At 52.6% G+C, this 17,998-nt stretch carries 19 protein-coding genes; 9 read left to right on the plus strand and 10 right to left on the minus strand.

The genetic code is table 11. The features are described from left to right. The first annotated feature begins 2 nt into the window (after window positions 1–2). Window positions 3–1,013: a galactose/methyl galactoside ABC transporter permease MglC gene (gene mglC, locus A7Z29_RS06335; RefSeq protein WP_001275122.1), complete on the plus strand. Its 1,011-nt coding sequence runs from the start codon at window positions 3–5 to the stop codon at window positions 1,011–1,013. Window positions 1,014–1,165: 152 nt separating this feature from the next. Here mglC and preA read toward each other — a convergent pair whose 3' ends face one another. From preA to A7Z29_RS06375, 8 genes are all read right to left on the minus strand, one after another. Then, entirely contained in the window at window positions 1,166–2,401 is a 1,236-nt protein-coding gene (preA, locus tag A7Z29_RS06340; RefSeq protein WP_000956051.1) for an NAD-dependent dihydropyrimidine dehydrogenase subunit PreA, read from the minus strand. Beyond that, entirely contained in the window at window positions 2,395–3,633 is a 1,239-nt protein-coding gene (locus A7Z29_RS06345; protein WP_001136354.1) for an NAD(P)-dependent oxidoreductase, read from the minus strand. Before A7Z29_RS06345 ends, preA begins: the two co-directional genes overlap by 7 nt. Before the next feature lie 264 nt (window positions 3,634–3,897). After that, window positions 3,898–4,137, minus strand: coding sequence for a DUF2542 family protein (locus A7Z29_RS06350; RefSeq protein ID WP_000383083.1), 240 nt, complete (start codon window positions 4,135–4,137; stop codon window positions 3,898–3,900). A 2-nt stretch (window positions 4,138–4,139) separates the two neighbouring features. After that, on the minus strand, window positions 4,140–4,859 hold the full coding sequence (sanA, locus tag A7Z29_RS06355) for an outer membrane permeability protein SanA (RefSeq protein ID WP_000920075.1): 720 nt from the start codon (window positions 4,857–4,859) through the stop codon (window positions 4,140–4,142). 184 nt (window positions 4,860–5,043) lie between these two features. Continuing rightward, window positions 5,044–5,928 carry a cytidine deaminase gene (cdd, locus tag A7Z29_RS06360; protein WP_000553573.1) on the minus strand — a complete coding sequence of 295 codons (885 nt, stop codon included), beginning with the start codon at window positions 5,926–5,928 and terminating at the stop codon, window positions 5,044–5,046. A gap of 130 nt (window positions 5,929–6,058) precedes the next feature. Beyond that, the gene (locus A7Z29_RS06365; RefSeq protein ID WP_000968197.1) at window positions 6,059–6,754 is read right to left on the minus strand and encodes a CidB/LrgB family autolysis modulator; all 696 of its coding nucleotides are present in this window, start codon (window positions 6,752–6,754) and stop codon (window positions 6,059–6,061) included. Further along, window positions 6,751–7,149: a CidA/LrgA family protein gene (locus A7Z29_RS06370; RefSeq protein ID WP_001516704.1), complete on the minus strand. Its 399-nt coding sequence runs from the start codon at window positions 7,147–7,149 to the stop codon at window positions 6,751–6,753. Before A7Z29_RS06370 ends, A7Z29_RS06365 begins: the two co-directional genes overlap by 4 nt. 130 nt (window positions 7,150–7,279) lie before the next feature. Further along, a complete protein-coding gene (locus tag A7Z29_RS06375) occupies window positions 7,280–8,188 on the minus strand; it encodes a LysR substrate-binding domain-containing protein (RefSeq protein ID WP_000024642.1) in 909 nt (302 codons plus the stop codon). A gap of 126 nt (window positions 8,189–8,314) precedes the next feature. Here A7Z29_RS06375 and mhbT point away from each other — a divergent pair, with 126 nt between their 5' ends. From mhbT to dusC, 6 genes are all read left to right on the plus strand, one after another. After that, window positions 8,315–9,673, plus strand: a complete 1,359-nt coding sequence (gene mhbT, locus A7Z29_RS06380; RefSeq protein WP_000194207.1) for a 3-hydroxybenzoate transporter MhbT — start codon at window positions 8,315–8,317, stop codon at window positions 9,671–9,673. Between the two features lie 11 nt (window positions 9,674–9,684). Then, complete coding sequence (gtdA, locus tag A7Z29_RS06385; protein ID WP_000131690.1) at window positions 9,685–10,713, plus strand: gentisate 1,2-dioxygenase; 1,029 nt, start codon at window positions 9,685–9,687, stop codon at window positions 10,711–10,713. A gap of 15 nt (window positions 10,714–10,728) precedes the next feature. Beyond that, on the plus strand, window positions 10,729–11,430 hold the full coding sequence (locus A7Z29_RS06390) for a fumarylacetoacetate hydrolase family protein (RefSeq protein ID WP_000196042.1): 702 nt from the start codon (window positions 10,729–10,731) through the stop codon (window positions 11,428–11,430). Window positions 11,431–11,438: 8 nt separating this feature from the next. Further along, the gene (maiA, locus tag A7Z29_RS06395; protein ID WP_000781173.1) at window positions 11,439–12,083 is read left to right on the plus strand and encodes a maleylacetoacetate isomerase; all 645 of its coding nucleotides are present in this window, start codon (window positions 11,439–11,441) and stop codon (window positions 12,081–12,083) included. Window positions 12,084–12,097: 14 nt separating this feature from the next. Further along, window positions 12,098–13,291, plus strand: a complete 1,194-nt coding sequence (locus A7Z29_RS06400; RefSeq protein WP_000170146.1) for a 3-hydroxybenzoate 6-monooxygenase — start codon at window positions 12,098–12,100, stop codon at window positions 13,289–13,291. A 61-nt stretch (window positions 13,292–13,352) separates the two neighbouring features. Continuing rightward, window positions 13,353–14,303, plus strand: coding sequence for a tRNA dihydrouridine(16) synthase DusC (gene dusC, locus A7Z29_RS06405; protein ID WP_024212451.1), 951 nt, complete (start codon window positions 13,353–13,355; stop codon window positions 14,301–14,303). A gap of 397 nt (window positions 14,304–14,700) precedes the next feature. Here dusC and yohP read toward each other — a convergent pair whose 3' ends face one another. Next, a complete protein-coding gene (gene yohP, locus A7Z29_RS23640) occupies window positions 14,701–14,784 on the minus strand; it encodes a small membrane protein YohP (RefSeq protein WP_000691708.1) in 84 nt (27 codons plus the stop codon). 222 nt (window positions 14,785–15,006) lie between these two features. Here yohP and mdtQ point away from each other — a divergent pair, with 222 nt between their 5' ends. Both mdtQ and A7Z29_RS06430 read left to right on the plus strand, forming a co-directional pair. Then, window positions 15,007–16,443 carry a multidrug resistance outer membrane protein MdtQ gene (gene mdtQ, locus A7Z29_RS06425; protein ID WP_105289958.1) on the plus strand — a complete coding sequence of 479 codons (1,437 nt, stop codon included), beginning with the start codon at window positions 15,007–15,009 and terminating at the stop codon, window positions 16,441–16,443. A gap of 52 nt (window positions 16,444–16,495) precedes the next feature. Continuing rightward, the gene (locus tag A7Z29_RS06430) at window positions 16,496–17,257 is read left to right on the plus strand and encodes an SDR family oxidoreductase (protein ID WP_032225677.1); all 762 of its coding nucleotides are present in this window, start codon (window positions 16,496–16,498) and stop codon (window positions 17,255–17,257) included. 125 nt (window positions 17,258–17,382) lie between these two features. Here A7Z29_RS06430 and A7Z29_RS06435 read toward each other — a convergent pair whose 3' ends face one another. Next, complete coding sequence (locus tag A7Z29_RS06435; RefSeq protein ID WP_032225676.1) at window positions 17,383–17,961, minus strand: DedA family protein; 579 nt, start codon at window positions 17,959–17,961, stop codon at window positions 17,383–17,385. Window positions 17,962–17,998 lie beyond the last annotated feature (37 nt).

Consider the following 17,998-nt stretch of genomic DNA (forward strand, 5'->3'; position numbering starts at 1 on the left):
CTATGAGTGCGTTAAATAAGAAAAGTTTTCTTACTTACCTGAAAGAGGGCGGTATTTACGTCGTTCTTTTAGTTTTGCTGGCGATTATAATTTTCCAGGATCCTACTTTTTTAAGTCTGTTGAACTTAAGTAATATTCTCACCCAGTCATCGGTACGTATTATTATCGCGCTTGGCGTGGCAGGATTAATTGTCACCCAGGGAACTGATCTTTCTGCCGGGCGCCAGGTAGGGCTGGCAGCGGTGGTAGCCGCGACGTTATTGCAGTCGATGGAAAACGCCAACAAAGTGTTCCCGGAAATGGCGACGATGCCGATTGCACTGGTTATTCTGATTGTCTGTGCCATTGGCGCAGTTATCGGTTTAATCAACGGCCTGATTATCGCTTATCTCAACGTAACGCCGTTCATTACCACGCTCGGCACGATGATTATCGTCTACGGCATCAACTCGCTCTATTATGACTTTGTGGGTGCGTCGCCAATTTCTGGTTTTGACAGCGGTTTCTCCACCTTTGCTCAGGGCTTTGTCGCGCTGGGGAGTTTCCGTCTCTCTTACATTACCTTCTACGCGCTGATTGCCGTGGCGTTCGTTTGGGTACTGTGGAACAAAACCCGCTTCGGTAAGAACATTTTTGCTATCGGTGGTAACCCGGAAGCGGCGAAAGTTTCTGGTGTCAACGTCGGCCTGAACCTGCTGATGATTTATGCGCTGTCTGGCGTGTTCTATGCCTTCGGCGGGATGTTAGAAGCCGGACGTATCGGCTCTGCGACTAACAACCTTGGCTTTATGTATGAGCTGGACGCCATCGCGGCGTGCGTGGTGGGCGGCGTATCGTTCAGCGGCGGTGTGGGGACGGTCATTGGCGTGGTGACCGGGGTAATTATCTTTACGGTCATCAACTATGGCCTGACGTACATCGGCGTAAATCCGTACTGGCAGTACATCATCAAAGGGGCGATTATTATCTTCGCCGTGGCGCTGGATTCACTGAAATACGCGCGTAAGAAGTGATATGAATGTAGGGATTGCCGGATAAGACGTTGGCGCGTTTTATCCGGCCTACAATGGGCTCAATATACTGATTTGTGTGGTTTTTGTAGGCCGGATAAGGCGTTTACGCCGCATCCGGCGACAGGAGCTAAATGCCGGATGCGATGCTGGTTCTACAACGTTACCGGGTGTTCTTTCTCTCCTTTTTTAAACTTCACTTCCCCGAGATCAATGCACCCCACCGGACAGACATGACCGCAAAGCAAACAACCGACGCATTTTTCGGTATTGCAGTGCGGCGTGCGCGATTTCTCATCCCATTCCATCGCCTGATGCCCACCGTCGTAGCAGGAAATATAACAGCGCCCACAGCCGACACATTTATCAAGATTAATATGGGGATAGACGATATAACTGCGGTCTAAATCTTCCGCCGGGACAATATTATGATTCGCCAGGCCAACCATCTCCTGCAACGAATCAAATCCCTGATCGGCAAGATAATGTGACAACCCGCTCGCCATATCTTCCACAATGCGATAACCGTACTGCATGATGCCAGTGGTCACCTGTAACGTTGCCGCACCGAGTAATAAAAATTCCGCTGCATCTTCCCAGGTCTCAATACCACCGATACCGCTAATCGGGAAATCACGCAGTTCCGGATGGGTGCGCATTTGCTGAATAAAGCGCAGGGCGATCGGTTTCACCGCTTTACCGGAATAACCGGAAATACTCGATTTACCGTTAACGATCGGCATACCAATTTTCTGATTAAGATCGATATTGGTGATGGATTTGACGGTGTTAATCGCCGCAATGCCATCTGCGCCACCACGCTTCGCCGCCAGCGCCACTTCGCACATATCACCGATATTCGGCGTCATCTTCGCCAGCATCGGCAAAGTGGAACCGCGTTTCACCGCACGACAATATTTTTCTACCAGTTCCGGACTTTGCCCGACATCGCTCCCCATCGCATGAGAGGTCATCTGCGGGCAGGAGAAATTACATTCGATCATATCGGCGCCTGCTTTTTGCACCAGACGCGCCAGATCCTCCCATTGTTGCTCATTTTCCCCCATGATCGAGGCGATCAGCACCTTGTCAGGGTAATCTTCTTTCAACCGACGCAAAGCGGCCAGATTCTCCTCCAGGGGATGTTCGGCAATCTGCTCCATATTTTTGAAGCCAATAAAACCGGTATCTTCTTTCACCAGATGATCAAAACGCGGCGAAACTTCGTTGGCGATAAAAAAGCCGATCGTTTTGAACACCACGCCGCCCCAGCCTGTGTCGTAGGCTTTGGCGCACATCTCGTAGCAGTTGCCTACCGGCGAAGAAGAAAGGCAGAACGGGTTGGGAAACTTCACGCCGCAAAAGGTAATAGAAAGATCTTTCGTTAACATGAGCAAGCTCCCTCTAAATAGTGATGAATCGCCTCGGCGGCTTCTTTCCCGGTCTTCACGGCATAAACCACGGTTTTGTCGCCCTCAACAATATCGCCAGCGGCAAACAGTTGTGGGTCGCGAGTCTGGTAATTTTTCGTTTCGATGATGTTGCGCTTCGGCTCCAGCGCCGCAAAAGCGGTAAGTTCGGCATGTTGACCGACGGCGAGAATAATTTTGTCCGCTGCCATTGTCAGTTCGCCCGGCAAACGAACATGTTTAAAGGTAACTTTATTGCCCTCTACCGCCACTGGCGTAAAGCCATCAATAATCGATACCCCCAATTTCTGGGTGCTGGTGAACTCTTTCTTGCTTGCCGGAAATTCATCTAACTCTTCGCGCGCCACACAGGTCACCGCCTGGCAGCCGAGAACTTTCAGCGTGCTGGCAACGTCCATCGCGACATCGCCCCCGCCAATAATTAATGCGCTTTGCGGGATGCGGATATCGCCTTGTGCCTGACGCGCGCGTTGCAGGAAATCGACGGCGATCTCAACGTCGCTATGCTCAAACAGCGGCAGCCGAGAACCGCTCGATAACCCCACGGTGACCAGCACTGCGCGGTTTTCTGCTTTCAGTTGTTCCAGCGAAAGCGTTTTGCCAATTTCACAGTTGCACTTAATGGTCACCCCCATTTTTTCGATGCGAGCGATTTCCGCATCCAGCACCGACTGCGGCAAACGAAATTGCGGAATACCGTTACACAACCAGCCACCGGGTTGCGCTCCTTTTTCATAAATTGTGACGTCGTAACCCAGATTGGTCAGCGTCACGCTGGCTTGTAATCCGGCTGGGCCTGCACCAATAATCGCGACTTTACCGCGCGTCTTGCTGCCCGGTTGATAAATCTCCATTCCGGTTTGTTGTTCAAAATCAGTAACAAAACGTTGTAAGCGACCAATATCAATGGGGTCATCGACACCCGCACGGGTACAACCGCTCTGGCATAATTTTTCCGTAGGGCACACTCTGGCGCAAACGGCACCGAGGGCATTATTTTCGCGAATTGTCTCGGCAGCGCCTTTAAAATTACGAAAATAGATTGAGCGAATAAATTTCCCCGGATCGGTTTGCGCCGGGCAAGCCTGGCTGCAGGGCGCGTCGTGACATAATAAACAGCGGGAGGCTTCTTTAATCGCCAGTAAAGGCGTAAAAGCCGGAGTGAGTTCATCCAGATAATTTTGTTGCGGCATGTGATCTTCCTTAATGCTATGGGTAATTAAGGCGAACGCCTGTTTTACCCGCAATACTTCAAGTGGCATGTGCTGCGACATCGCACCTTTCTGCAACTCAAATTATTTTGGGTAAATATAACGTACTAATATTAAGGCTAAGCGTGCGGGGGAATTTAAACTGTGAAAAGATTCACAAATAGCTGCGGTTCAGAATGTTATATCCGCAGCCTGGTGGGTGAACTAATAATTATTCTCAATAATTAGCAAGAGGAAGAAATAATATTATCGGTAAAAAATAAGATAAATAATCATGCCGATGGATAAAAGTCCGAAGCCGCTATATGCCACTATATAAGCGAAGAAGAGTCCGGGATTTTTGTCACGCCAGACATACACTGGTTCCAGGGAATTTTTAACCCGTTTATCAATTGCGCCAGCACGCCAGCCTTTCCAGGCTTCGCGAAAACAAAATACAGGGATCAGGAAAAAAACGGCAATGACAAAAAACTGCTGAACATCCATAACTACTTTCCTTGTTTCTTTTCTAATTCAAGTAATTGTTCGGGGGTAACGGCCGGATACCCCTGCGCATCTTCCGGCACCTGGTGCATTGCCGGAATAGGAACCAGAGGACCTAAAAAGCGTGGCTCACGTTTAAAGATATAAAGATCAGCCAGAGCGCCGAAACGAGCGGCAAATTCACGAATACGTACCGACCACATATCTTTGGGTGATGGTACGGCATAACACTGTGCCTGAATACCCATGTGCAGAGCGATAAATAATGCCCGTTCACAGTGGAAACGCTGAGTGATAATAATGAAGTCGTTAGTATCGAAGACTTTGCGCGTGCGTACGATAGAGTCGAGAGTTCGAAAACCTGCGTAGTCGAGAACAATATCAGCTGGATCGACACCAGCGGCAATTAAATCTTTGCGCATGGTCATCGGTTCGTTATAACTCTGCAACGCGTTATCGCCGCTAAGTAATAGATAATTCACCTTACCGCTGTTATAGGCATTTATTGCCCCCTGAATACGGTAGCGGTAATACTGATTAATCACCCCGGTGCGATAATACTTCGCGGTGCCAAGTACCACGCCGACCTGGCGGTAGGGGAGATCCTGTAACTCGTCGTAGATATAAGGCGCAGTTTTCCAGCTCATCCAGCGATCGAGGCCGAGCACAGTCAACAGCAGCAAGCCGATCAGGACTAACAGGCTGTAAAACACGCGCTTTAACATGCAGAAAACTCGATCTTGGGGAATTTCAATCAGGCTACTTTACCTGCGGGCTTTGCGCAAGAAACGGCAAACTGTTTGCCGGGATTTTCGACACCAGGATAAGTTGGCAAGCCTGATGCGACGCTTATCAGTGTGCCAGGGCTGTAGGCCGGACAAGGCGTTCACGCCGCATCCGGCACCAGGCTTAAGCGAGAAGAACGCGGTCGATATTGTTGCAGCCGAGAGCTTTAAGCGTTGCGGAGGTTGCATCCCACTGAATCAGCGGCGCATCGGCTTTTTCTGCCAGAATCGCGCGCTGAATATCCGGGTAATCATACCCCTTGAGATTCAACAGAATTAACGCTCCTTGTAATGGCGGCAGAGTCGGGTTGAATGCCGCGTTTTCAGCGTAGCTACCGCTGAAAATACGACCGTCTTTACATTCCAGCGCCACGCCGCTTGGGGACTTGCTGTAAGGCATGTGTGAACGGTTTGCCGCTGCGATCGCCGCCTGAGAAAGCGCATCGCCGGTCAGTGCAAAGCCGTGATCCTGCTCGTCCATCAGCAGCGTTTTAATCTCCAGATCTTTCGGCCCAAAAGCATCCGGCAGATAGTCACGCAGCGCGTGCGCTTCGCGACCCGGTAGATGAATACGCAGATCCAGACCGCTATTCAGTTCATTCATAAACTGACGGCAGTGACCGCAAGGCGTGTAGTTAACGGTGATAGCGGCGAGTGCTTTCTCACCGCTCAACCAGGCGTGGCTGATAGCACTTTGTTCGGCATGAACGGTTTGCTGCATTGTCGCGCCAATAAATTCCATATTGGCACCAAAATACCAGGTTCCACTCACGCCGCGCGCAATAGCGCCAACATTAAAATTCGACAATGGCGTGCGGGCACAGGCCGCCGCCAGCGGCAGCAGTGCGAAAGCCAGCGCGTCTTCGTCCAGCCCCGTTGCGCTCTTCAGCGAAGAGACCTGCTCTTTGGTCAACAACGCAGGAAAATACTTGTCTGCCAGAATGGGTTCCAGTGCAGATTGCAAGTTATCCGCAAGTTGGGCAAAAGCAGTTTGAAAACGTGGATGCATGGCGTTGCCTCATAATCATGTAATGGGATAACAGTTTACGAACCCGTTATGCCTTTATATGTGATCTGAATCTCATTAATTATGCAACGCGTGAAACTTACATCAAAAATGCGCGACGCATCGCAAAATTTTAGCCCATTACAGCCAGAATAATCGGGAAAAGGAACGGTGCGATCAGCGAGGTAATAATCCCGCACAGCACCAGTGCCAGCGAACTAAATGCGCCTTCCTGATAATCCAGCTCGGCACAGCGCGCCGTACCGAGGGCGTGAGAGGCCGTTCCCATCGCCAGACCGCGCGCCGCTTTGGTGCGAATACGCATCGCATTAAGCAACGTATGACCAAACACCGCGCCCAGAATACCGACGAAAATGACGCAAACTGCGCTAATTGCAGGGATACCGCCAATACTGCCGCCAACCGCCATCGCAATTGGCGTAGTCACCGACTTCGGCAAGATTGACGCGGCGATTTCTGGTGAAGCACCCATCAACAATGCCACGGAAGTCCCTGTCACCATCGCGACCACGCTACCGATAAAACAAATGGTGATGATCGATTTCCAGCGCGCGCGGATCTGATGCAGCTGTTCATATAAAGGATAGGCCAGCGCCACCACCGCCGGTTGCAGCAGATCGTTTAAAACCTCACTACCTTTAAAATAGTTGTCGTAAGAGATGCCGGTCAGCATTAAAAAAGGAATGATCACCACCATTGCCACCAGCAACGGATTGAGCAATGGAAATTTATACCGCGCTGCCAGTTTGCGGGCGGCAAAAAAGACAATCAATGTCAGCGGTAATGACCACCAGATATTCGCCATCATTTCTCTGATCCTTTCTGACCTATGACTTTACGTTCACCGTGTACCAGGTGCGAACTCCAGCTCACCACCAGAAAAACCACCAGCGTACTAATGGCACAGGAAACCACTACCGGGCCAAACTGTGCGCGCAGCAAATCAAAATATTGCATGACGCCTACGCCAATCGGCACAAACAATAGCGCCATATAGCGAATCAGTACGTAGCACCCCGGATTGACCCACTTCGCCGGAAGAATTTGCAAGGCCAGCAGGACAAACAGGATCAGCATCCCGATGATGCTGCCCGGAATGGTTACCGGTAGCAGGGAAGCAATGAAAATACCTGCATACAGGCAGGCATAAATCAGGACAAAAGCGCGTAAATATTGCCAGATAATGTTCAGTGTCTTACTCATGATCAACACCCCAGATGAGATGGATTCATCATACAATTAATCTGTAAAACGTGCTACCGATCACATCATGAAATCTGAGCATAGTTGAATTACAGGAGACGAATATCGGGCAAGCGCCCAATTCAGTGGTCTAATTCTGGTTCAAAAAGTGCAGGAACCGACTTAGCGCACGGGAGGGCGTTTCGTTATTACGCCAGAACACGCCGACGCTGCCTTTCTGTTCTATCTTCGGCAGGTTCAGGATCACCAGTTGCCCCTGACTGGCATAGCGTTGCGCCAGACGTAAAGAGAGTATAGAAATCATGTCGCTGCTTTGGAGCAGATTGGTGCTGACGTTCATTGACGCCGATTCAATGGTGTTTTCTGGCAGCATCACGCCATGTTCTACCAGCGCATTATCAATACTGAGACGAATAGGTGTCCCGGTTGGCCAGACTATCCAGCGCCAGTTAGCCAGATCATCCCAGCCAAGAGCGGCATATTTCGCCAGTGGATGGTTTGGGCGAGCGACAAAGCACACTGGCTCGGTGTAGAGCACCTGATAATTTAGCGGCAGTTGCAGTGCACGACCACCAATACGACCAACCACTACATCCACAGAACCTGCCAGCAGGTCTTGCAGTAATGGCGTCATCACCTTCTCTTCGATATTCAGGTGCAGCGTCGGCATCTCTTTTAGCAAATGCAAAATTGCCTGGGATACGCAGTCAGTGGCGACAGGAGAACAACCTATTTTCAGACTGCCGACCAGCCCGCCTTGTTTAAAGCGCGCCAGTTCATGTTGCGATCGCTCCATGTCATTGATTAATCGTTGGGCATGTTGCAATAACAATTTGCCACCTTCGGTCGGACGTAGCCCTTTGCTGTGCCGCTCAAAGAGTGTGAGGCCGATCTCATCTTCGAGTTGTGACAGCCATTTCGACAGCGCAGGCTGAGTGATATTCATCATCCGTGCCACATGGGTCAGATTACCCTGTTCGCCCAGCGCCACCAGCATTTGCAGGTGATGAAGTTTTAATTTCTGCGCCCAGTTTGCCATTTGCCATAACCTCCAGGTTATCTCTCTGCCGAAAATGCCATTGTACATTTCATCTCTTTAATCACAATATCGCAACATATACAAAACAATAGAAACATCTACCTTACCTGCACTGAGGCATTCACTATGACTCAACGACGTGATTTACAAGCACTGATCGATGCCGCTCCGGTCGGCAAGATGCAGTGGCGCGTTATCATCTGCTGTTTTCTGGTGGTAATGCTCGATGGTTTTGACACGGCGGCTATCGGCTTTATCGCTCCCGATATTCGTACTCACTGGCAACTCTCCGCAGGCGATCTCGCGCCGCTGTTTGGCGCGGGTCTGTTGGGATTAACCGCAGGCGCGCTGCTTTGCGGCCCGTTGTCCGATCGCTTTGGTCGTAAACGGGTCATTGAGTTGTGCGTCTTTTTATTTGGTGCGTTAAGTCTTGCCTCTGCTTTTTCACCAGATCTGCAAACACTGGTAATCCTGCGCTTTCTCACTGGGTTAGGTCTTGGCGGCGCAATGCCGAATACCATCACCATGACGTCGGAATATCTGCCAGCTCGTCGTCGAGGCGCGCTGGTAACGCTGATGTTTTGCGGTTTCACGCTGGGGTCAGCCTTTGGCGGGATTGTCAGCGCGCAACTGGTGCCGGTGATTGGCTGGCACGGCATTCTGGTGCTGGGAGGCGTATTACCGCTGATTTTATTTGTCGCGCTGGTGGTGGTTTTGCCGGAATCGCCACGCTGGCAGGTGCGTCGCCAGTTACCGCAGGCGGTAATTGCAAAAACCGTGAGTGCCATGACTCGCGAGCGTTATGTCGATACCCACTTTTATCTCAATGAACCAGCCGCTATTGCCAAAGGCAGCATTCGCCAGTTGTTTGCCGGGCGTCAGTTAACCATCACGTTGATGCTGTGGGTCGTTTTCTTCATGAGCCTGCTGATCATTTACCTGCTCTCAAGCTGGATGCCGACGTTGCTTAACCATCGTGGTATCGACCTGCAACATGCGTCCTGGGTTACCGCCGCATTCCAGATTGGCGGCACGTTGGGCGCGCTGGCGCTGGGCGTACTGATGGATAAATTCAATCCTTTCCGCGTGTTGGCGCTGAGCTATGCCATAGGCGTTGTATGCATCGTGATGATTGGCTTAAGTCAGGACGGATTATGGCTGATGGCACTGGCTGTCTTTGGCACTGGCATTGGTATCAGCGGATCGCAAGTGGGGCTGAACGCGCTGACCGCCACGCTCTACCCGACACAAAGTCGCGCCACGGGCGTGAGCTGGTCAAACGCCGTCGGCCGCTGCGGCGCGATTGTCGGTTCGCTTTCTGGCGGCGTGATGATGGCGATGAATTTCTCTTTCGACACTCTGTTTTTCATTATCGCTGTGCCTGCGGCGATCAGTGCGGTGATGTTAACGCTGCTGATTACCGTCGTTCGCCAGTCGACCTCTGTCCCTGACTCACTGCCTCGCGCAGGCGTTGTGAACGAATAAGGAGCATCTCAATGACTGATAACAATCAAAATAGCCGCGAGCAATTTTATCAACACATTTCCGGGCAAAACCTGACCCCGCTGTGGGAGTCGTTGCACCATCTGGTGCCGAAAACGCCCAACGCTAATTGCGCGCCAGCGTACTGGAATTATCAGGAGATCCGCCCGTTGTTGCTGGAAAGTGGCAGCCTGATTGGCGCGAAAGAGGCGGTGCGTCGCGTACTGGTGCTGGAAAACCCGGCGCTGCGCGGTCAGTCCTCTATTACCGCCACCTTGTATGCCGGTTTGCAACTGATCATGCCAGGCGAAGTGGCACCAAGCCATCGTCATAACCAGTCGGCGCTGCGTTTTATTGTTGAAGGTAAAGGCGCATTTACCGCCGTTGATGGCGAACGCACGCCAATGAATGAGGGCGATTTTATCCTGACCCCGCAGTGGCGCTGGCACGATCACGGTAATCCTGGCGACGAACCGGTTATCTGGCTTGATGGACTGGATCTGCCATTAGTGAACACTCTGGGCTGCGGTTTTGCCGAAGATTATCCGGAAGAGCAACAACCGGTAACGCGCAAAGAGGGGGATTATCTGCCGCGTTATGCCGCCAATATGTTGCCGCTGCGCCATCAGACGGGGAACTCCTCGCCGATCTTTAACTACCGTTATGACCGCAGCCGCGAAGTGCTGCACGATTTAACCCGGCTGGGCGATGCCGATGAGTGGGATGGCTACAAAATGCGCTACGTCAACCCGGTCACTGGCGGGTATCCGATGCCGTCGATGGGCGCTTTCCTGCAACTGTTGCCGAAAGGGTTCGCCTCCCGCGTGGCGCGCACAACTGACAGCACCATCTACCACGTGGTGGAAGGCGGCGGGCTGGTCACTATCGGCAATGAAACCTTCACCTTTAGTGCAAAAGATATCTTCGTGGTGCCGACCTGGCACGGCGTGTCATTCCAGACCACGCAAGATACCGTTTTATTTAGTTTTTCGGACAGACCGGTACAAGAAGCCCTGGGGCTGTTCCGCGAAGCGCGTTATTAATTTGGGAGAGAAAAAATGACTCAATATGTATTCGAACCGCAAGCGCCCGTTACCGTACCGGTTGTTGGCAGTGATGAACAATTCCCTGTGCGTCGCGTTTACTGCGTCGGACGTAACTATGCTGCCCACGCCCGCGAAATGGGCTTCGATCCGGATCGTGAACCGCCATTCTTCTTCTGCAAACCAGCGGATGCCGTTGTTCCGGTTGCCGCAGGCGAAACGCTGGCGCTGCCGTATCCGGCACAGACTGATAACTACCATTATGAAATTGAACTGGTGGTGGCGATTGGCAAAAAGGGCAGCGATATCCCGCTGGAAAACGCCCACGAATATGTCTGGGGTTATGCCACGGGGCTTGATATGACCCGTCGCGATCGTCAAATGGAAATGCGCCAGATGGGACGCCCGTGGGAAATCGGCAAAGCGTTTGATCTCTCTGCGCCGATCGCGCCGCTGCACAAAGCCAGCGAAACCGGCGGTATTGAGAACGCGCCAATCTGGTTACAGGTTAACGGCGAAGATCATCAGCGCAGCGATATTCGTCATCTCATCTGGTCAGTGAATGAAACCATCAGCTACCTGTCCGGCTTCTTTGAACTGCAACCGGGCGATCTGATCTTCACCGGCACGCCGGAAGGTGTTGGCCCGGTGGTGAAAGGCGATGTGATCACGGGCAACGTCGAGGGTTTAACCCCTATCGCGGTGAAGATTGTCTGAGGTGCAAGATGAAGCTGTACAGTTTTTTTAATAGTTCAGCGTCGTACCGGGTGCGTATCGCGCTGGCGCTAAAGGGTATCGATTACCAGACCGAAGGGGTGAATATCCGCATTGGTCAGCAAAACGAACTGGCCTACCGGCGGATGAATCCGGTCGGGCTGGTGCCGACGCTGCTGACCGATGATGGCGAGTCACTCGGTCAATCGCTGGCGATAATTGACTGGCTGGATCGTCATTATCCACAAGTTCCGCTGTTGCCGCAGGAAGAACCGGCTCGCAATAAAGTCCTGGAAATTGTTTATGCCATCGCTTGCGACATTCATCCTCTGAATAATTTGCGTGTGCTGCGCTACCTGACCGAAGAACTGAACGTCAGTGAAGAAGAGAAAAAACGCTGGTATGCGCACTGGATCCAGCAAGGGTTAAGCGCGGTGGAACAACTGCTGCGCCAGAGCCAGTCGGGGCAATTTTGTGTGGGCGAGACGCCGACGCTGGCAGACTGCTGCCTTGTCCCACAGTGGGCAAATGCGTTACGCATGAACTGCGACCTGAGTGCATATCCGCGCTGTAAAGTGGTGTACGACGCCTGCACGCAGCTGCCAGCATTTATAGCTGCCGCGCCAGAAAATCAACAAGATAAAATTTCAGCCTGACCAGGAGAAGCATAATGACGAAAGTGACACGCGCAGTAATTGTGGGAGGCGGGATCGGCGGTGCGGCAACTGCGCTGTCACTGGCCCGCCTGGGGATCAAAGTCGTGCTGCTGGAAAAGGCACATGAAATCGGTGAGATTGGCGCAGGCATCCAGTTGGGGCCAAACGCGTTTTCGGCGCTGGACAGTCTTGGCGTCGGGGAAATTGCCCGTCAGCGCGCGGTGTTTACCGATCACATCACCATGATGGACGCAGTAAACGCCGAAGAGGTGGTGCGCATTGAAACCGGGCAGGCCTTTCGTGACCATTTTGGCGGCCCTTACGCGGTGATCCATCGCGTTGATATCCATGCCTCGGTGTGGGAAGCGGTACTGACGCATCCGGACGTCGAATATCACACCTCCACACAGGTGGTGGATATTCGTGAGACGGAAGACGATGTCACCGTTTTTGACGATCGCGGCAATAGCTGGAGCGGCGATATTCTGATTGGCTGTGATGGCGTGAAGTCAGTGGTGCGTCAGAGCTTATTAGGCGATGTGCCGCGCGTTACCGGGCATGTGGTCTACCGTGCGGTTATCGATTGTGCCGATATGCCGGAAGATTTGCGTATTAACGCGCCGGTACTGTGGGCGGGGCCGCACTGTCACCTGGTGCATTACCCTTTGCGCGGCGGCAAGCAGTATAACCTGGTGGTGACATTCCACAGTCGCCAGCAGGAAGAGTGGGGCGTGAAGGATGGCAGCAAAGAGGAAGTGCTCTCCTATTTTGAAGGCATTCATCCACGCCCGCGCCAGATGCTGGATAAACCGACCTCATGGCGACGCTGGTCAACTGCCGACCGCGAACCGGTGGCGAAGTGGGGAACGAAGCGCATAACGCTGGTGGGCGATGCGGCGCATCCGGTGGCGCAATATATGGCGCAGGGTGCCTGTATGGCACTGGAAGACGCGGTGACGCTCGGTAAGGCACTGGCAGAATGTGACGGCGATGCGGCACAAGCCTTTGCGCTGTATGAGTCGGTACGTATTCCACGCACCGCGCGCATCGTCTGGTCAACCCGTGAAATGGGGCGGGTATACCACGCTGCGGGGGTAGAACGCCAGGTACGTAACCTGCTGTGGAAAGGGAAATCGCAGGCAGAGTTTTATCGTGGTATGGAGTGGCTGTACGGCTGGAAAGAAGATAACTGTCTGCAACCACGTTGAGCACTTTAATCCGCTGACCGGAGGCGCTACCATAGCGCCTCATTTTTTTGCGGGTGATGATATGCGTGTACTACTGGCGCCGATGGAGGGTGTGCTTGACTCTCTGGTGCGTGAATTGCTGACTGAAGTTAACGACTACGATCTGTGCATCACCGAATTTGTCCGCGTGGTCGATCAACTGCTGCCGGTAAAAGTCTTTCATCGCATTTGCCCTGAACTACAAAATGCCAGTCGAACGCCATCCGGTACGCTGGTGCGCGTACAACTGCTGGGGCAGTTCCCGCAATGGCTGGCGGAAAATGCCGCTCGTGCGGTGGAGTTAGGCTCCTGGGGCGTGGATCTCAATTGCGGTTGCCCATCGAAAACGGTTAACGGTAGCGGCGGCGGGGCGACGTTACTCAAAGATCCCGAGCTCATCTACCAGGGGGCAAAAGCGATGCGCGAAGCTGTGCCGGCGCATTTACCCGTCAGCGTGAAAGTGCGGCTTGGCTGGGACAGCGGCGATAAGAAGTTTGAAATTGCCGATGCTGTTCAACAGGCTGGCGCCACGGAACTGGTGGTGCATGGGCGGACAAAAGAGCAGGGCTACCGTGCGGAGCATATTGACTGGCAGGCGATTGGTGAAATTCGCCAGCGGCTGAATATTCCGGTGATTGCCAACGGTGAAATCTGGGACTGGCAGAGTGCGCAACAATGTATGGCGATGAGCGGCTGCGACGCGGTAATGATTGGTCGCGGGGCGCTGAATATTCCCAACCTGAGCCGGGTGGTAAAATATAACGAACCGCGAATGCCGTGGCCGGAGGTGGTTGCTTTGCTGCAAAAATATACCCGTCTGGAAAAGCAGGGCGATACTGGGCTATATCACGTCGCGCGAATTAAACAGTGGTTGAGTTATTTGCGTAAAGAATACGATGAAGCAACGGAATTATTTCAGCATGTTCGGGTGCTGAATAATTCCCCTGATATTGCAAGGGCTATTCAGGCAATTGATATAGATAAGCTGCGATAATAGTGGAATCGCAGCATATTAGAGACAATAAATCGCTTATTCAGCTTCATCATTTTGTTGCGCTCCTTTCATGAGCTAAGCCATATATCACAACTGGCGCAAGGAGCGCGCAGGGGGCGGCCAATCGCCGCCGCCCCCTGCACCCCCGGGCTCTGGCGAACAAAATCGCCGCTGCGCGGTGCCCTCGGCTTATCCCTTACGGCTACCGGGTCGGGCGCGAGGTAACATCCCTGTAAGACGCGCCCTCAGCCCACATCCATGTGGGCTGCCCCGGCCTCCAGGGAACGCCTCGGCGATTTTGACGCCACCAACACCGGAGCTGTTTGTAAATCAAGTACACAAAACATCTAATGACTAACCTGACTACCTATATGTCATATCTGGTTTATCTGATATTTTAAAATATCATCTTAAATACGCCAGTCACCACCAGTAGCCCAATCAGGAAAATAATCAATACAGCCCAGAGTATAATTTTCATTGGCGTTCCTTTATTTGTGAGTGCTGAGTAAGTATAGGAAAAAATAAAACCCTTTGCCGTTATTCATAACCGATTAAGATAAATCGGAGAATATCATTTACTTACTGTATATTTTTCTGGATATGTCGTTTTATTGCCAGTGATGTATTGCCACGCGAAACTAAAAAATATATCGCAACACACGGTAATCTCCGCGCACCATTTCTTACCTGATTATTCCCCATGAATCGTGATCCCTTTTATCCAGCTATCGCCTGTTTTCCGCTGTTGCTTATGCTGGCCGGATGTGCGCCTGTGCACGAAACCCGCCAGGCGTTAAGCCAGCAAACGCCCGCTGCACAAGTTGACACCGCATTACCCATGGCGCTGAAGAATGGTTGGCCAGACAGTCAGTGGTGGCTGGAATATCACGATAATCAACTCACTTCATTAATTAACAATGCACTACAGAACGCACCGGATATGCAGGTGGCTGAACAGCGCATTCAACTGGCTGAAGCACAGGCGAAGGCAGTTGCCACTCAGGATGGTCCGCAGATCGACTTTTCTGCGGATATGGAGCGGCAAAAAATGTCGGCAGAAGGGTTAATGGGGCCGTTTGCTCTGAACGATCCTGCGGCAGGTACGACCGGTCCGTGGTACACCAACGGTACTTTGGGCTTAACGGCGGGCTGGCATCTTGATATCTGGGGAAAGAATCGGGCGGAGGTTACTGCTCGCCTGGGTACGGTTAAAGCACGGGTGGCGGAACGCGAGCAAACTCGCCAATTGCTGGCTGGCAGCGTGGCACGTCTGTACTGGGAGTGGCAAACCCAGGCGGCGTTAAATACTGTCTTGCAGCAAATCGAAAAAGAGCAGAACACCATTATCGCGACCGATCGCCAGTTGTATCAAAACGGAATTACCTCTTCGGTTGAAGGTGTGGAAACCGATATTAATGCCAGTAAAACCCGGCAGCAGCGCAACGATGCGGCGGGAAAAATGAAAATTATTGAGGCGCGGTTAAGTGCGCTGACTAACAGCCAGACGAGCGCCTTAAAGCTGCATCCGGTCGTGCTGCCTGAAGTGACAAGTCAGCTTCCTGATGAACTGGGTTATTCCTTGCTGGCACGCCGTGCCGATTTGCAGGCGGCGCACTGGTACGTTGAATCATCCTTAAGCAGCATCGACGCGGCAAAAGCGGCCTTTTACCCCGACATAAACCTGATGGCCTTCCTGCAACAAGATGCATTGCACTTAAGCGATCTGTTCCGCCATTCCGCGCAGCAAATGGGCGTTACGGCAGGCCTGACGCTACCCATTTTCGATAGCGGCCGTCTTAACGCCAACCTCGATATCGCGAAAGCCGAAAGCAACTTGTCTATCGCCAGCTACAACAAAGCGGTGGTTGAAGCGGTAAATGACGTGGCGCGGGCAGCCAGTCAGGTTCAGACACTGGCGGAGAAAAACCAGCATCAGGCGCAAATTGAGCGCGATGCCCTGCGAGTCGTTGGTCTGGCGCAGGCGCGTTTTAACGCGGGCATCATTGCTGGTTCCCGCGTCAGCGAGGCAAGAATCCCGGCGCTGCGTGAGCGGGCGAACGGTCTGCTCTTGCAGGGGCAGTGGCTGGATGCCTCTGTTCAACTCACCGGCGCGCTGGGTGGGGGCTACAAACGCTGATGATATGCGCCTTCTATACTTAACGTTTATTCAGCGTTAAGTGGAGAACTCTATGGCACAGGTCGCGATAATTACCGCCTCCGATTCGGGGATCGGCAAAGAATGCGCGTTATTACTGGCGCAGCAGGGTTTTGATATTGGCATTACGTGGCACTCTGATGAAGAAGGGGCAAAAGAAACCGCGCGTGAGGTGGTTAGCCACGGCGTCCGTGCGGAGATGGTGCAACTGGATCTCGGCAATCTACCAGAAGGTGCGCAGGCGCTGGAGAAACTCATTCAACGACTGGGGCGTATTGATGTGCTGGTGAATAACGCGGGAGCGATGACCAAAGCGCCGTTTCTTGATATGGCTTTTGATGAGTGGCGCAAGATTTTTACCGTTGATGTCGATGGTGCTTTTTTATGCTCGCAAATTGCCGCCCGCCAGATGGTGAAACAGGGGCAAGGTGGTCGCATCATCAACATTACATCGGTACATGAACATACGCCGCTGCCGGATGCCAGCGCCTACACCGCCGCTAAACATGCACTCGGCGGGTTAACCAAAGCGATGGCGCTCGAACTGGTCAGGCATAAGATTCTGGTGAATGCGGTCGCGCCAGGTGCCATCGCCACGCCGATGAACGGCATGGATGACGGCGACGTGAAGCCCGATGCAGAGCCATCAATTCCCCTGCGGCGTTTCGGCGCAACGCATGAGATTGCCAGTCTGGTGGCCTGGCTATGTTCCGAAGGCGCAAATTACACCACCGGGCAGTCGTTGATTGTCGATGGCGGTTTTATGCTGGCGAATCCGCAGTTTAAACCGGAGTAGCGCAATGGGATATGTGGATATTTCAATGGGTATGTTGTAGGCATGATAAGACGCGCCAGCGTCGCATCAGGCATGGTGCACCCGGTGTCGGATGCGGCGCGAACGACTTATCTGGGGCAACTGCTTTATGCCTGATTATTCGGCTTTTTCTTCCCGCGCCGTTTCAGCCACCAGCGCACGCCAACCACCAGAACCACGACCAGAATCAACCAGACCCAGTGTTTCAGATGCTGATCAAGACTGTGCAACCACGGCGCTATCACCTGACCACCGGCGTAACCGATAGTGGTAAAAATCAACGCCCAGGCAAATGCGCCGAGAATATTCAGCGGCAGAAAGATTTTCGGTGGCAACTGGCTGGCACCAATCAGCGTCGGGCCAATGACCCGAAAGCCATACATAAAACGCGTGCCAATAACAAACAGATACGGATGGCGCTGGATCAGTTTCTGTGCCCGCTCAATTTTATCCTGATGCTTTGAGATACGACGCAACAGCTTGCCGCCAAACCGCCGTCCGCACAGATAAAGCACCTGGTCGCCAATCATGCCGCCAAGCGCCACAGAAAGAACCACCAGCGGGAATTTTAATAATCCCTGATGTGCCGCAACGCCTCCCAGCAAAGTCACGGTTTCACCCTCTGCCAGACTGCCGAGCACCAGCGCGGCATAACCATATTGTGAGATGAGTGTATTGAGATCCATAGGCCAGTCTGTCTCCCTTTGGTTGCCTGTAAGCATA

Origin of the sequence: Escherichia sp. MOD1-EC6842, from assembly GCF_002965705.1 — a bacterium.
GTDB lineage: Bacteria > Pseudomonadota > Gammaproteobacteria > Enterobacterales > Enterobacteriaceae > Escherichia > Escherichia ruysiae.

Excerpts from the sequence above, each read along its gene's own strand:
- mglC (WP_001275122.1), top strand. The coding sequence starts at position 3 with ATGAGTGCGTTAAATAAGAAAAGTTTTCTTACTTACCTGAAAGAGGGC.
- preA (WP_000956051.1), bottom strand. The coding sequence starts at position 2,401 with ATGTTAACGAAAGATCTTTCTATTACCTTTTGCGGCGTGAAGTTTCCC.
- A7Z29_RS06345 (WP_001136354.1), bottom strand. The coding sequence starts at position 3,633 with ATGCCGCAACAAAATTATCTGGATGAACTCACTCCGGCTTTTACGCCT.
- A7Z29_RS06350 (WP_000383083.1), bottom strand. The coding sequence starts at position 4,137 with ATGGATGTTCAGCAGTTTTTTGTCATTGCCGTTTTTTTCCTGATCCCT.
- sanA (WP_000920075.1), bottom strand. The coding sequence starts at position 4,859 with ATGTTAAAGCGCGTGTTTTACAGCCTGTTAGTCCTGATCGGCTTGCTG.
- cdd (WP_000553573.1), bottom strand. The coding sequence starts at position 5,928 with ATGCATCCACGTTTTCAAACTGCTTTTGCCCAACTTGCGGATAACTTG.
- A7Z29_RS06365 (WP_000968197.1), bottom strand. The coding sequence starts at position 6,754 with ATGATGGCGAATATCTGGTGGTCATTACCGCTGACATTGATTGTCTTT.
- A7Z29_RS06370 (WP_001516704.1), bottom strand. The coding sequence starts at position 7,149 with ATGAGTAAGACACTGAACATTATCTGGCAATATTTACGCGCTTTTGTC.
- A7Z29_RS06375 (WP_000024642.1), bottom strand. The coding sequence starts at position 8,188 with ATGGCAAACTGGGCGCAGAAATTAAAACTTCATCACCTGCAAATGCTG.
- mhbT (WP_000194207.1), top strand. The coding sequence starts at position 8,315 with ATGACTCAACGACGTGATTTACAAGCACTGATCGATGCCGCTCCGGTC.
- gtdA (WP_000131690.1), top strand. The coding sequence starts at position 9,685 with ATGACTGATAACAATCAAAATAGCCGCGAGCAATTTTATCAACACATT.
- A7Z29_RS06390 (WP_000196042.1), top strand. The coding sequence starts at position 10,729 with ATGACTCAATATGTATTCGAACCGCAAGCGCCCGTTACCGTACCGGTT.
- maiA (WP_000781173.1), top strand. The coding sequence starts at position 11,439 with ATGAAGCTGTACAGTTTTTTTAATAGTTCAGCGTCGTACCGGGTGCGT.
- A7Z29_RS06400 (WP_000170146.1), top strand. The coding sequence starts at position 12,098 with ATGACGAAAGTGACACGCGCAGTAATTGTGGGAGGCGGGATCGGCGGT.
- dusC (WP_024212451.1), top strand. The coding sequence starts at position 13,353 with ATGCGTGTACTACTGGCGCCGATGGAGGGTGTGCTTGACTCTCTGGTG.
- yohP (WP_000691708.1), bottom strand. The coding sequence starts at position 14,784 with ATGAAAATTATACTCTGGGCTGTATTGATTATTTTCCTGATTGGGCTA.
- mdtQ (WP_105289958.1), top strand. The coding sequence starts at position 15,007 with ATGAATCGTGATCCCTTTTATCCAGCTATCGCCTGTTTTCCGCTGTTG.
- A7Z29_RS06430 (WP_032225677.1), top strand. The coding sequence starts at position 16,496 with ATGGCACAGGTCGCGATAATTACCGCCTCCGATTCGGGGATCGGCAAA.
- A7Z29_RS06435 (WP_032225676.1), bottom strand. The coding sequence starts at position 17,961 with ATGGATCTCAATACACTCATCTCACAATATGGTTATGCCGCGCTGGTG.